This window comes from Pseudoalteromonas sp. BSi20311 (genome assembly GCF_000239875.1).
Classification (GTDB): domain Bacteria; phylum Pseudomonadota; class Gammaproteobacteria; order Enterobacterales; family Alteromonadaceae; genus Pseudoalteromonas.
Window position 1 is genome coordinate 1 of sequence record NZ_BADU01000038.1, and the last position, 14,033, is coordinate 14,033.

At 37.2% G+C, this 14,033-nt stretch carries 19 protein-coding genes; all 19 read left to right on the forward strand.

The annotated features are described in order from the left end of the window. Nucleotides 1–1,830: 2Fe-2S iron-sulfur cluster-binding protein (locus P20311_RS03500; RefSeq protein ID WP_238529426.1), on the forward strand; the 1,830-nt coding region annotated here is incomplete at its 5' end. A gap of 4 nt (nucleotides 1,831–1,834) precedes the next feature. Continuing rightward, nucleotides 1,835–2,584, forward strand: coding sequence for a hypothetical protein (locus tag P20311_RS03505; RefSeq protein WP_008109722.1), 750 nt, complete (start codon nucleotides 1,835–1,837; stop codon nucleotides 2,582–2,584). A 29-nt stretch (nucleotides 2,585–2,613) separates the two neighbouring features. Continuing rightward, nucleotides 2,614–3,372, forward strand: a complete 759-nt coding sequence (locus P20311_RS03510) for a hypothetical protein (protein ID WP_238529427.1) — start codon at nucleotides 2,614–2,616, stop codon at nucleotides 3,370–3,372. Nucleotides 3,373–3,389: 17 nt separating this feature from the next. Next, complete coding sequence (locus P20311_RS03515) at nucleotides 3,390–4,613, forward strand: hypothetical protein (protein WP_008109725.1); 1,224 nt, start codon at nucleotides 3,390–3,392, stop codon at nucleotides 4,611–4,613. Between the two features lie 132 nt (nucleotides 4,614–4,745). Next, nucleotides 4,746–5,147, forward strand: a complete 402-nt coding sequence (locus tag P20311_RS03520) for a hypothetical protein (protein WP_008109727.1) — start codon at nucleotides 4,746–4,748, stop codon at nucleotides 5,145–5,147. A gap of 190 nt (nucleotides 5,148–5,337) precedes the next feature. After that, nucleotides 5,338–6,525, forward strand: a complete 1,188-nt coding sequence (locus tag P20311_RS03525; protein WP_008109729.1) for a hypothetical protein — start codon at nucleotides 5,338–5,340, stop codon at nucleotides 6,523–6,525. An 11-nt stretch (nucleotides 6,526–6,536) separates the two neighbouring features. Next, the gene (locus P20311_RS03530) at nucleotides 6,537–7,082 is read left to right on the forward strand and encodes a c-type cytochrome (protein ID WP_008109731.1); all 546 of its coding nucleotides are present in this window, start codon (nucleotides 6,537–6,539) and stop codon (nucleotides 7,080–7,082) included. A 296-nt stretch (nucleotides 7,083–7,378) separates the two neighbouring features. Beyond that, nucleotides 7,379–7,786, forward strand: coding sequence for a MerR family DNA-binding protein (locus P20311_RS03535; RefSeq protein ID WP_036984776.1), 408 nt, complete (start codon nucleotides 7,379–7,381; stop codon nucleotides 7,784–7,786). After that, nucleotides 7,779–10,043 (forward strand): heavy metal translocating P-type ATPase, encoded by a 2,265-nt coding sequence (locus P20311_RS03540; protein WP_008109735.1) that lies wholly within the window; start codon nucleotides 7,779–7,781, stop codon nucleotides 10,041–10,043. Before P20311_RS03535 ends, P20311_RS03540 begins: the two co-directional genes overlap by 8 nt. Nucleotides 10,044–10,061: 18 nt before the next feature. After that, entirely contained in the window at nucleotides 10,062–10,418 is a 357-nt protein-coding gene (locus P20311_RS03545) for a cupredoxin domain-containing protein (protein ID WP_008109738.1), read from the forward strand. A gap of 78 nt (nucleotides 10,419–10,496) precedes the next feature. Next, a complete protein-coding gene (locus P20311_RS03550) occupies nucleotides 10,497–10,781 on the forward strand; it encodes a DUF2933 domain-containing protein (RefSeq protein ID WP_076916070.1) in 285 nt (94 codons plus the stop codon). Continuing rightward, nucleotides 10,771–11,436, forward strand: a complete 666-nt coding sequence (locus P20311_RS03555; RefSeq protein WP_008109742.1) for an isoprenylcysteine carboxylmethyltransferase family protein — start codon at nucleotides 10,771–10,773, stop codon at nucleotides 11,434–11,436. The genes P20311_RS03550 and P20311_RS03555 overlap by 11 nt, the downstream gene beginning before the upstream one ends. Continuing rightward, nucleotides 11,420–11,818, forward strand: coding sequence for a hypothetical protein (locus P20311_RS03560; RefSeq protein ID WP_008109744.1), 399 nt, complete (start codon nucleotides 11,420–11,422; stop codon nucleotides 11,816–11,818). Before P20311_RS03555 ends, P20311_RS03560 begins: the two co-directional genes overlap by 17 nt. 11 nt (nucleotides 11,819–11,829) lie before the next feature. Continuing rightward, the gene (locus tag P20311_RS03565) at nucleotides 11,830–12,201 is read left to right on the forward strand and encodes a hypothetical protein (RefSeq protein WP_033025946.1); all 372 of its coding nucleotides are present in this window, start codon (nucleotides 11,830–11,832) and stop codon (nucleotides 12,199–12,201) included. Nucleotides 12,202–12,226: 25 nt separating this feature from the next. After that, nucleotides 12,227–12,577: a hypothetical protein gene (locus tag P20311_RS03570; RefSeq protein WP_008109746.1), complete on the forward strand. Its 351-nt coding sequence runs from the start codon at nucleotides 12,227–12,229 to the stop codon at nucleotides 12,575–12,577. A gap of 100 nt (nucleotides 12,578–12,677) precedes the next feature. Then, a complete protein-coding gene (locus tag P20311_RS03575) occupies nucleotides 12,678–13,028 on the forward strand; it encodes a hypothetical protein (protein ID WP_008133179.1) in 351 nt (116 codons plus the stop codon). 75 nt (nucleotides 13,029–13,103) lie between these two features. After that, complete coding sequence (locus P20311_RS03580; protein WP_008109751.1) at nucleotides 13,104–13,406, forward strand: YHS domain-containing protein; 303 nt, start codon at nucleotides 13,104–13,106, stop codon at nucleotides 13,404–13,406. After that, nucleotides 13,396–13,656 carry a DUF5676 family membrane protein gene (locus P20311_RS19250; protein WP_024602415.1) on the forward strand — a complete coding sequence of 87 codons (261 nt, stop codon included), beginning with the start codon at nucleotides 13,396–13,398 and terminating at the stop codon, nucleotides 13,654–13,656. The genes P20311_RS03580 and P20311_RS19250 overlap by 11 nt, the downstream gene beginning before the upstream one ends. A 138-nt stretch (nucleotides 13,657–13,794) precedes the next feature. Further along, a partial coding sequence (locus P20311_RS03590; RefSeq protein ID WP_036984784.1) for a flagellar hook-basal body complex protein FliE occupies nucleotides 13,795–14,033 on the forward strand: 239 nt, incomplete at its 3' end.

The window sequence follows — 14,033 nt, forward strand, 5'->3', positions numbered from 1 at the left end:
GTCGTAGCTAATAATGACGGTGTGAGTAACTTATCTGTTGATAGTGTTGGCCAAACACAAACCTCTGTTATGTCTAAAGGCCCAGGAATGGGTAAAAAGATGAACGGAATGATGGAGCAAATGGGAGCACCTAAGCCTAAAGATCTCTACCCTACATTAATGCGTCTATCGAAACTTCCTCCTCACTTGACCGATGAAGTACTTCAAAAAGCCATAAATAGAATGCAAAAAGGTAATCAAATAATGGTAGACGGCTTTATGTCGTTAGCTAATGCCGATGGTCAGCAAAACTATTCTGAAATGCAATCTTCTATAGAAAAAATAGAGCAAGGTTTAAGTCAATACAATAGTGGTTTAGCTACCAAAAGGGCGATAGCAGAAGGGCAGGAACCAAGACGAGTCGCTCTTCAATGGTTTAAAAGTCAAATGAATCTATTACCAACAGCGCCTAAAAGCGAGCAATCAAATATATTTGGAATAAGCATATTTCACTTGGGTGTTATGACTATTTTGTTTTTATTTGCGTTTGTTTTTATTTGGGTATACGCCTATAAAATGAGACGAGCATCTGCGCTGTTAGAAGAATTAAAGATAGCTCCTGTCAATGAGCCGCAAGTGATAGAAAATGAAAATAAGAAAGAAGTTTCTGAAAATTTAAACACTAGCCCCACGTTTGATAAGTCTAGTGAGTTGAATGGAGCATTGGTTACTAGTAATGAATCTACTGATTTTACTTCAAAGAAAAAGGGCGTTTTCACTGGTACTGTGCATGTCATAGGAATATTTAATGAAACACATGATGTAAAAACTATTAGATTGGCATCTTTAGCTGGGGAACCTCTACCATTTAATTATGAGCCAGGCCAGTTTGTTACTTTTTCTCTCAATATCCCTGATCAGCCTAAAGTAATAAAACGCTCTTATACCATTGCCTCGTCACCCACTCAGAGAGATTATTTTGAAGTAACAATAAAGAGAGAGGAGCAAGGCTTAGTCTCTCGCTTCATGCACGACAACGTTTGCATAGGAGATGCGCTTGAAATAAAAGCACCTAATGGTAAGTTCTACTTCAACGGAAATAATGAAGAGAACATTGTCTTAGTATCTGGTGGCGTTGGGATTACCCCCATGATGAGTGCCGTCAGATATTTAACCTCTACATGTTGGAAAGGAAATATCTATTTTCTTTTTTGTGCAAGAACATCAAATGACTTTATTTTCGAACGAGAATTAAGGTATTTACAATCTCGTCATAAAAACTTACATGTCTTAGTGAGCATGACACGAGTTGAAGGAACTGCTTGGATGGGACCTCAAGGTAGATTTACTTCTCAATTGGTAAACGACTTTGTTCCAGAGCTATCGGAAAAAACTGCTCACATCTGTGGGCCTCCACCGATGATGGATGCTATGAAAAATATGCTTATTGAGTTAGGTATGATGCCTCAAAGAGTGAAAATTGAAGGTTTTGGTGGTAGTAGCCCTGTGAAGAAAGAAAATAAACCACAAAGTCCTATCATGGGGAATATAGATAAAAATACCAGTATCAAAGCTGAAGCTATTAATAATGGTTTTGAAGTGTCCTTTACTCAGTCAAATAAACATGCAAAAGCAGCAGAAGGAGAAAGCATTCTTGATGTTGCAGAAAATTTAGATGTTGATATTGATAGCTCTTGTAGAGCAGGAAGCTGTGGCTTATGTAAAGTCAAGTTGCTCGAAGGGCAAGTAGAAATGGATGTGGATGATGGCCTAGAGGAAGATGATAAAGAAAATGGTTATGTATTAGCTTGTCAATCAATACCCAAAACCCCTGTAAAAGTGGAGGTATAAAGTGATGGCAAATCAAGAACGAACAATTGTTGCCAGTTTAGTGTTGCTGATGATCGTGCTATGGGGTGGATTTGTTTGGCACAGTTCACCACGTTTTCCTGGCAGTTTTAGTGGGAGCATGCTCGGAATAATAGCCGCCTTTTTGATGTTTTTTCCTTTAATTTACTTAGTGATCAAGAGAAATAAATCAATAAAAACCTGGGTGACCAAGAAGGTTCCTATGTCAACATTATTGGTTTGGCATATCTATGCTGGGGTGATAGGACCAATCATAGGATTACTACATAGCGCTCACCGTTTTGATAGTTTAATTGGTATTTTATTGGTGCTCTTAATGATGCTAGTTGCGATTAGTGGCTTCATTGGGCGATACATACTTAGCTTAATATCATCAAAATTAAAAGATAAGAAAAAACTAAAAGAAGAATTAAAAAATCAATTAAAAGATGAAAAAATTGAATTGCATGAACGATTTTGTTCGAAACATATTAACGCTATGCCAAGTGATTTAAACTCACACTCTCCATCACTCTTTTCATCTAGTCTTGGCTTAAGTCGAACTAGCAATGAGAGAAGAATTTTGCGATTGGTCGATGCAATATCAGATATTGAATACAGCATTCGTATTCATGATACAGCGAAGCTTTGGTTCAAACGGTGGTTAAAGTTTCATATATCTATTTCCATGATCTTATATGTGCTAATAATTTTTCATATAACTGCTGAAATTTATTTTGGCTTGAGGTGGTTATGATCAAATATATTTTTGGTGGAATTATAGCAGTGATTATAGCTGCGTTGATAAGTCACTATTACCATTCGAGTGAGTTACCCGATGTAAATTGGGAAATGACCGTTATCCCTGGAGATTTAAGTAAAGCTCATTCCTTTTTAGAAGATGATTGTCAAAGTTGCCATACGCCAATAACGGGGGTTACGCGTGAAAATTGCGTTGTTTGCCATGCCAATGATACTCAAATAATCCAGCGTCAGCCTACTTTGTTTCATGTCGATATAGCTGAATGTAATTCATGTCATATGGAGCATCAAGGAAAAGCAGCACGTATATCTAAAATGGATCATGAGGCACTCTCTGATATAGGTTTACGCATGTTACCGGAAGATAATACCCCGTTTGATCAAGGCACGGCTGTGCAAAAGCTTTTCAAAGAAATGTTATCGGATAATCGGAAAGTGGATCCGCTACTTATTAATCCGCATGTTAGTACAAAAGAAGCGTTGCTTAATTGTGCTACTTGTCATGCTAACGATGATAGGCATTTTGGGTTGTTTTCAGATGATTGTGTTCAATGTCATAGCACTGAACAGTGGTCTCTATCTTCATTTGTTCACCCATCAAACAAGTCAAACGACTGTAATCAATGCCATGAGGCACCACCTAGCCACTATATGAAACATTTTAAAAAGATATCTGCAAAGGTTGCAGGGGAGCACAAAGCACCTGTAGAAGAATGTTTTGCTTGTCACCAAAATACCTCTTGGAATGACATTAAAAAAGCTGGCTGGTATAAACATCATTAATCTTAGGAGTATGAAGTATGTTGCATAACGGTATTGCAATTTTCTTTTCATTAGTTGTAGTTATAGTTTTGTTTAATAAACGATTTCGCTTTTCGCAACAATGGAGGGCGACCGTAACTCCCTTAGCCTCAATCATTGGCAGTGGATTTTTAATTGTTGCACCACTACTGCATGCCACTATGGGAAAGTGGGCATTAGCTGGAATTGTAGTTTTATCACTGTTTTCATTAGCTTTGGGAGCTATTATTCGCTTCAATATACTTCATGCTGAGCCATATTTAGTTGAAAACCCTAGTGGATCTATTGTAAAGCTTGAACAGGTTGGTCAATGGTTTCTTGGAGGGGCATATGCAATATCTGTCGCTTTTTATATCAGTCTGTTTTCTGCATTTGTTTTTGACCGCCTTGGTATTGAAAATTTGTATATTGTAAGAGTTGCCACAACTGCGGTATTACTTTCGATAATGGCTGTAGCTTGGATTAGAGGTGCGAAGGGTTTAGAAGCTATAGAGCTTTATGCTGTGACCATCAAACTTTCTATTATAGTTGGTGTATTGGTTGCTTTGTTTACTTATGACATATCGACAGGTAAGGCTTGGTTTGAACATTCAGCTACTCAGAGTTTAAGTAAATTCGAAATAATTAGTATGCTGGCTGGAATGCTGATGGTTACACAAGGGTTCGAAACAACTCGTTTTATGGGGGCAGAATATTCAGCAACTCAACGTATAAAGGCAGTCAAATATTCACAAGGGATCGCAATCGTACTATATGTCATTTTTATAGGTTTAACCTGTCCAATATTTTTAGAATTTCCTATTGTTGAATTAAATGAAACTACGATTAGCCATACATTAGGCAAAGCTGTTTGGGTCTTACCTATTCTGCTTTTAATTGCTGCAACAGCAAGCCAACTAAGTGCTGCACTAGCCGATACAATCGGTGGTGGAGGTCTAGTTAGAGAGCTTCTCAAGTCTAAAATTTCAACTAATATGGGATACATGTTAGTGGTCATTTTAGCAATTATTTTGGTCTGGACTTCGAATGTTTTTGAAATAATTAACTTCGCTTCTAAAGGATTTGCTCTTTATTACTTAGTCCAGACGCTAATTACAATAATGCTATTGCTTAAATACCAGAATAAAACAGGGAGAGTATGGCTAAAAATCATTGGGAGCGCGTTCATAGCTGCTTCTCTCGTATTTGTAATTCTCTGGTCTGTACCTGCACCACATGGTTAATTGGATGATGAAAGATAGTAACCATAATTATTTTAAGGGATTGTTCGAATGCTTGATTTCAATCAATATTATCAGAGCAAATATGCTATAAGTTTATAGTGAAGTAACATACTAGCGAGGATAGAACTGTCCATGGGACAACGTTTGAATTGGCTATTTTATATTTTGATATATTTGTCTGTAAATGGACAAGTATTTGCTACAGCTATTCATTTGTGTTCTGAAATGGCCATAACTTCTAATGCACTTACATCTCTAAACAATACAGTTAATATCCATGATCATCATGATGATGGGCACCAAGTAAAACCTGAAAGTAAGCATGCTAATCATGATTCAAAAACAATGGATAACTGCCATTGTATAGATTGTGATTGTATGCAAGATTATACAGGACAGGTAAAGTATTTATTAGTTCAAGATATTAATATATTAGGTTTTCTACCTTTAATTTCGAAGGCTGCTAAAAGCTTAATTCAAAACTTTATATCGCAAACTCAATCTAATCCGTATCGCCCACCAATATTCGCTTAATAGGGATCAGTGTGCCTATTTTTAGGTAACTGACTTCCATTAATTCAAAAAAGTTTAGAGCACCATGAAAACTATGATGGGTTTGCGTAAAAGTAAAGTGTGTTCTTTTTGCTCTATAACTAATTCTTATTTTTAAATTAAATCAGTGTGATGAATAACTCACGCCTAAACAAAATATTAAGGTGATACCATGAAAAAGGTACTTCTCCAATCGGCTGTTGCAGCAGCCATTTCAATGTCTTTGATGACAACTGCTACCGCACAAGAAAGTTCTGCTTTAGATATTGGTCGTTTAGCATTGGCTGGTTACGGTGACGTAACTTATATAGACCAGCCAAATATGAAAGATGAAGCAGGCAATGATATTCAAAATAATGTAGTAGCACGATTTGTGCCTATTTTCTTGTTTCAATTATCTGAAAAGATCCATATTGAAGCGGAGCTTGAGTTTGCTACGACATCAGAAGGGGAAACAGAGACTGTATTAGAATATGCAAACATGCATTACTTCTTTAACGACAATACCATTATTACTGCGGGTAAGTTTTTACTACCTTTTGGCCAATTTGGTGCAAACATACATCCTAGTTGGATAAATAAAGCCGCTAGTAACCCAGGCATATATGGAGGACATGGAGGTAATGGTTCTTTAGCTGGCGTTACCTATATTATGAATGATACAGGTGTTAACGTTTCAAATACTTGGGATCTCGGTGATGCAGGACGAATATTTACCGATTTTTACGCAGTAAGTGGTCCTCGCCAGGAAGCTGGTGACCATGGTGGCGGTGTCGAAATTGAATCAAAAAATGGTGATAACAATGACTCTATGGCATTTGGGGGAAGAATAGCCTACGCGTTTTTACCTGAATGGGAAATAGGGATGTCTTATTATAGTGGGGCGTATAGTGACGATGGAGATCTAAATTATAGCGCATATAACATAGACTTTAACTGGGTTGGAAGTTACTCCAGTGTAAGAGGGGAAATTTTTGGTTCTACAGCGGAAACAGAAGGTGAAGACGAGGGCGAAGAAGAAGGCCATGGTGAAGAGTGGGTAAAAGACTTCGATAAAAGTGGTTGGTACATTCAAGGTACTTGGCAAGCAAGACAGCTAGGTAAAGCTTGGCTAAATCCTGTTGAGTTTGTTGTACGCTACTCTGATACTGAGTCTGATTTCGATGGCAGTGTTGAACATGATTTTGAAGAAGATGGAGGTAAAACCGGAAGTCGAATATACTACGGTGTAAATTATTGGTTAGAACCTAGTGCAGTATTGAAGCTAGGCGCGGAAAGCACTTCAATAGAAAACGAAGAAGCGAGTCATACATCCGTACCTGATGACCGAATTTTCTTACAACTAGCTTTTGGATTTTAAGGAGAACACTCATGAATTTACTTAAATTTTTATTACCTGTGATTACGTTAACCGTCAGCACATTTTCAGTAAACGCACAGCATGCTAGTGATCTTTCGTTAGTTGCCGAAGGTGCGAAAGTATACAGTGAAAACTGTGGTCGTTGTCACAATGCTCGTCCTGCGGAAGAGCTATCTAAAAGGGAATGGTCTGTGGTGATGCCACATATGCGAGCAAGAGCACATTTAACGGGAAAAGAAACGCTTGCCGTAGAAACGTTTTTGGCTAGTACTTTGACATCTGACGTTAGAAATGCTGTAAACGATTCAAAACCAAATACTCCTAAAAAATCGGGAGCGGAACTGGTTGCTCAATTTGGGTGTCAAGGCTGTCATCAAATCAAGGGAGAAGGTGGTAAGTTGGGTCCAGCATTAGATGGAGTCGTCGCAAGTAAAGGAGAGTCGTTTGTTTTTAAAAAACTAATAGATCCGAAATTTAACAATGCGGCTTCAGCTATGCCTAAATATCCGATGAATAAGGACGATATTAAGGCAATTATAGGGTTTTTAAAGGAGTAAAAACTTAACTATAGCTGTTGAATAGTTGCGGTAAACATATTGTTTTTAAATATGTTTACCGTTAAATGAAGGTGCAAATAAGAATAGACATTAAATACGCATATCGATTCAACCTTTTTAAGCTGTTAAGCCTAATTTTGGTAGTTAATTCTCCCATTGTTAGCTATTGCATCCTAGGCTTAGCAGTTTTTTAAATCCTTTTAGATTATGACTTGACCTGTGTCTTAGACACAGTCGTAAGCTAAACATAGGTTTTAGAAATACCCTGTTTATATATTTGAATAAGGAATGATGGGATGAAAGTATCTCAGCTTGCAAAAGTATTGAATACAACGCCTGATACAGTCCGCTACTACAGTAGGATTGGACTTATCATGCCTATTAAGAATACTGAAAATGGTTATAAGAGTTACAACCAACAAGCTCAACAGCGACTGAAATTTATTCTTAGTGCCAGACAATTAGATTTCTCAGTTGAAGAGATCAAAGAAATCCTGTTAGTTGCTGATAATGGCAGCACAGCTTGTCCTTTGGTTCGGGAAATCGTTGAGCATAGATTGGCTGAAACAGAGAAAAAATTTAATGATGCATTAGCATTGAGGAATGTCTTAAGAAATGCAATTGATGACTGGAAGAGTAAACCTGATAAATCACCTACAGGAGATATGCTCTGTCATTTAATTCAAGGAGGTAATGATGAATAGCATAGAGAGTAGTATTAAAGACACCAAAGCTCAAGAGTTGATTATTGATGGAGCTGGGTGTGCAAGCTGTGTAGGAAAAATAGAAACAGCATTGAAAAACGTTAATGGCGTAGATAATGCTCAGATGAACTTTGCATTGAGGACTGTTGTTGTTGATGGAGAAGTTGATTCAGAGGATCTTGTGCAAGCCATAGAATCAATAGGTTACAACGCAAGGAGTGCAGAAGATACAAGTGATGATGAACTATTAGATGAGAAGGAGATTGCAGACCAAAAATACTATACAAGTCTAATGAGACAAATGTGGATAGCCTTGGGCCTTGGCGTACCGTTAATGATTTATAGTATTGCAGGTGGCCCAATGACTGTTGAAACTACGTTGGAACGTGGTATTTGGTTATTTATAGGGATCTTATGTGCAGCCATTATGTATTTTTCAGGTAAGCATTTTTATGTTGGTGCTTGGAAATCTTTTGTAAATCATAGTGCAAATATGGATACGTTAATTGCTCTGGGAACAGGTACTGCATGGATTTATTCTATGGTAGTTGTTTTCTTTCCTATGGCTGTTCCAGAAATGGCAAGGCATGTTTATTTTGAAGCTACTGCAATGATCATCGGATTGATTGATTTAGGGTTAGCATTAGAAGTAAAAGCGCGAGGAAGAACAAGCGAAGCAATTAAGCGTTTAATTGGGTTACAAGCAAAAACAGCACGAGTAGTTCGTGATAAGAAAGAAGTAGATATTGCTATTGAGCAAGTTTTATTAAATGACATTGTTCGAGTACGCCCAGGAGAAAAAATTCCTGTAGATGGCCTAGTCATTGAGGGGCACACGTCGATAGATGAGTCCATGTTAACAGGGGAACCTATGCCTGTCGCAAAAGAAGAAGAAGATGAGGTCGTTGCAGGAACACTAAATAAGACGGGTTCAATTCTTTTTAAAGCGACAAGAGTAGGTAAAGATACTGCGTTAGCACAAATTATTAATATGGTGAAAAGAGCACAAAACTCTAAGCCACCAATTGGGCGCTTAGCAGATGTTATATCTGCCTATTTCGTGCCCGTTGTTATGATCATCTCTATTATTAGCGCTTTGGTATGGCTTAACTTCGGTCCTGATCCCGCGTTAGCCTTTGCGGTTGTCTCTGCAACCACGGTTCTAATTATTGCCTGCCCTTGTGCTTTAGGTTTGGCTACACCAATGTCAGTGATGGTCGGTGTAGGTAAGGCTGCCGAAGCTGGAGTTTTGATTAGAAATGGAGAAGCGTTACAAACAGCATCAAAAATTACCGCGATGATTCTCGATAAAACGGGGACTATTACAGAAGGTTCTCCTACGGTAACCGACATTCTCGTTGCTGATAAATCCTATACAGAAAAATATATCTTAACGATAGCCTCTAGTATTGAAAGCAGATCTGAGCATCCACTTGCACAGGCTATTGTTGATTCCGCGATAGCACAAGAGATCGATCCTGAAGATATAAGTGATTTTCAAGCTATAGCTGGACACGGTATAGAGGCAAAACTTGAAGATCATCATTTACTCTTCGGTAATCAAAAGTTGATGTTTAAAAAAGGCGTGTTTTTAGGAGAATTTGTCTCAAAAGCACAAAAATTAGCTGATGAAGCTAAGACACCAATGTACCTCGCTATAGATAATAAACTTGCAGCAATTATAGCTGTATCTGATCCAATCAAAGAAGACTCTATTGAAGCAATCAAAAGGCTACAAAACAGTGGTATCAGAGTAGTTATGCTTACTGGCGATAATAGAGCTACTGCAAATGCAGTAGCAAAAAAAGTCGGTATAAAAGAAGTGTTTGCTGAGGTCCTTCCAGAAGATAAGTCAAATAAAGTGGCGGAATTACAAGCCCAAAATGAAATCGTTGGTATGACAGGAGATGGTATTAATGATGCCCCAGCATTGGCATTGGCCAATGTTGGATTCGCCATTGGTACTGGAACCGATGTGGCAATTGAAAGTGCTGACATCACCTTGATGAGAGGATCACTTCATGGCTTAGCTGATGCAATAGCTGTCAGTAAAGCAACGCTTAGAAATATCAAACAAAACCTGTTTGGTGCATTTATATATAACGTTGCAGGAGTTCCATTTGCAGCAGGTCTACTTTATCCATTTTTTGGATTGTTATTAAACCCAGTAATTGCAGGTGCTGCAATGGCTTTCTCCTCACTAACGGTTGTGAGTAATGCAAATCGATTGAGATTGTTTAAGCCGCAAGAACATTAAAGAAAAGGAAGAAATGACATGATGATCATTAATTTATTTGGGTTGGTACTTATAGCGTTAATTATCTGGTGGTTTTGGTTATATAAACCAGCAAAAGCAATTGATTCTACTATGGAAAGTGTAACCGTTATCGTAAACAACGGTGTTTATGACCCCTCTAGAATAATAGTAGCAAAAGGTAAAGAAACGACTCTCAATTTTCTTCGAAAAGACGGGAGTCCTTGTGCAGCAACAGTCATTTTTCCTGATTTTGAAGTCAGTGAAGAGTTACCTGTTGATGAAAATAAAGCGATTGAATTACCTTCTATGGCACCGGGTCAGTATCCGTTTCATTGTCCAATGAAGATGTATAGCGGCACTTTGATCGTTGAGTAGGAATATTTGGAGGACGAACATGAGCAATAACCAAAATCTTTTTGGTCAACACCTACAGGATGGGCAGCACTTGGTTTAATAGGGGCTGCTAGCTACTTCTTATTAGTTGAGCATCAGCAACACTTCTTTGAATATTTACCATTCTTAATTCTTTTATTGTGTCCTTTAATGCATGTCTTTATGCATGGCAGTCACGGACATGGTGACCATAAAGGTCATGAAGAAGAAGCTTCAGCACCAAAAGAGCCAGAAACATTTCAAGAGCTGACAGATAAAAATGAAGCTTACAGAGATGGGTATTTGGAAGGATTAAAAACAGGTAGAGAAGAAAGTAATAAGACGGAGAGTGACAATGAACGGTGAATCTGATTATGGCATGTGGACATTAGTGCTTTTGAATTCAGCAATTTTTATCTTTTTTGCATTTAGTTTTGCAAAGCCACAAACAAAAACTGATTGGCGAACTTTAGGTGCTTTTTCTGCATTCATCGTTGCTCTATTTACAGAAATGTATGGATTTCCATTAACTATATATTTTCTATCAGGCTGGTTGACTGAAAACTATCCAGGAATAGATTTTTTAGCTCACGATAACGGTCATTTGTTGCATACCATTTTTGGCTTTGAAGGCAATGCACATTGGGATCCTCTGCATATTGCAAGTAATATCCTAATTGTTTCTGGATTTTTTATTCTTTCATCTGCATGGAACGTACTTCATCAAGCTCAAAAGACTGGCACGTTAGCTGTGTCAGGTTGGTATGCACGTTGTCGTCATCCCCAATATGTCGCCTTTATTCTAATCATGTTTGGTTTTCTACTTCAGTGGCCAACAATACCGACCGTAGTAATGTTTCCAATATTACTCGTAGTATACATTCGACTTGCCAATAAGGAAGAAGCCAAGGTTATCAGTGAATTTGGTGATGAATACTTGAACTATATGTCTAAAACTCCCGCTTGGATACCCAATTTTTCAAATAAAACACAAGGAAAATCAAATGAAAAAATTAGTTAATTTAGTCGCTGTTATAAGCATTTTGTCTACCACTATTGGTGCTTCAGCTATTGGTGCAGAGATGAAAAAAGGCATGCATAACAATATGGCAATGTCCCATGAAAATATGGAAAAAATGCATAACAACATGCTTGCGATGAAGCAGCAAATGTTATCAGTAAAGCAAGAAAGTGATCCTGAAAAGCAGCAAGAGATAATGCATAAGCATCGAAAATCTATGATTAAAATGATGCAAATAATGCACAGAAGAATGGCTGATAAGCCCATTGAGCAACAAATAAAGATGGCAGAACATCATCTTGAGATGATGAGCAATATGATGCCTAAAATGGGGTCAAGCAAAATGTCTGGTAAGAAATCAACAAATAAACACAACCACTAAAGGAGGCCGTGATGACGGATTTAGCTCATAGAGTTGGAGTTAGAGAAAATAACTTGGTCGTTAGAAACCTGAAACTATCAAATGTAACTAGTGAAAATATTGATGCTTTGATAGAAGAAATAGATCAAATGTTCGGCCTAGACGAAGTTTCATTCAATAGAAAAGAGGAAGAAATTCATTTGGCTTACGATGCTGTCAATTTGGACCTTGATGGTATAGAGGAAGTCATCAGAAAGCATGGTGTAGATATACACGATGATTGGTGGACTCATACAAAGGAAAGTTATTACAAATTTTGTGATCAAAATGTAAAGGATAATTTCAAACATGAGCCATGGAGTTGTCATAAAACTCCTCCAGGTTCAATTAAAAGAAAACGTTAATCTTAAACTTAAAAAGGAAAATATCATGTTAAAAAATATATCTAAAAAAATAGCTTTAGTTGCTTTTGCAATTGTACTTACGGGCTGTGCAAACAGTAATTTCTCACATAATTACTTAATGAGAGGTCAAGTTGTTTCATCGTCAACTGATAATATGGTTGTATGCCTTGGCTTAGATGATGGAGCAGAAGTTGGACAAGAATTAACTGCCTATCGATTTTTTGAAACAGGTAACATTGGGGAAGGAGATGAGACTGTCGAAAGAAGAAATATTGGCAAAGTTAAAATTGAAAAAATAATTAATGAACACTATGCCAAAGTAAAAGTGATAGAAGGAAATGTAAAAAAACACGATATGGTGCAATTAAACAAATAGAAAATGTAGTTTGTAAGTAATCTTGTTTTTATTCATTTAAATAGTATCGAATTAAATAATAATTCGATACTAATGACCAAATAAATAAAAGGAAAATAATATGTTAAACAAAATTTCTAAATTAGTTGTCGTTGTAGTTTTTGGCTTGATTGTTTCTGGTTGTGCAAATAGCGATTTTTCGCATAGGTATCTAATGCGCGGCCAAGTAATCTCTGTAACTGATGGGGACATATATGTTTGTGTTGGCCTAGATGATGGTGCACAGGTGGGGCAAATTTTAGAATCTTACAGTTATGTAATGAATGACGATAATGACGAAGGAGCTGATTTCTTCAAACGGCAAAAAACAGGTCAGGTAAGAGTTGAAGAACTTGTTGATGATCACTTTGCAAAAGTTAGCGTGTTAGAAGGTGTCGTTAAGAAACACGATTTAGTCTTGTTAATTCAATGATGAATATCCTATTACGTGGTACGAGTAGTTTGGTGCCACGTTTTTTTATTTTCACACCTTACTAGGAGTCTTGTTATGGAAGGTTTATTTTCATTTTTACTATTCGCTGGACTTTTTTATTTCATGATGCGTCACGGCTGTGGTGCTCATATGGCCCACGGTCATCATGAGGAAAAGAACATAAATGATTCTTTCGTAGATCCTGTTTGTGGCCGTAAAGTTGGAGATGATCAAGGTTATGGAAAACTCCAAGATGGGCACTTATATCGTTTTTGCTCTAAAGATTGTCTTGATACTTTTGACCTTGAACCTGAAAGATTTATTAAAGAGCGTAATACTAATGCAGAAAAATCAACGGAGAAAACTAATGAATCATAAGATCTCACTATCTGCATTTGGACATGCGACAAGTTCATTTATAGCCATAAGTTTTACCCTGTGCGTTATTTTTGATTTGCTCTTTCCTCAACACGCAATGTACTCAACTTGGCTAAAGTTATTGCCAGGGTTTGAATGGATAAGTTGGAAAAGTTTCTTTTTAGGTCTGCTAGAAAGCTATTTATACGGTTGGTATTTCGCATTGATTTGGGTGCCAATTTACAATTTTGTAGGAAGCAAGAGTAAATAGTTTATAAAATATAAGAATTAAACATAGGATTAACTCACACCTTAGTTGTTGATTTTTAAGGGTTTAAATTTATTGTTGGCATTGTAGTTGCAGGAACAGAAGGACCTATGACGACATATTGACACCTGAGAAATAATCATGACCACCATAAATAATTCCCTTTTGGCCCAGATGCAGAGCATGTCTCTTGAAGCCATAGCAAAGCCACAAAATAACGATAATATTGTTAACAACACAACCAATAATTTTGGTGACTTATTGTCAAACGCCCTCAATACTGTAAATGATTTACATAAAGACGCAGGAAAGAAAACTACAGCATTTGAATTAGGAGATAGAAGTGTAACGTTAGCAGATGTAATGATTGCAAGATCTAA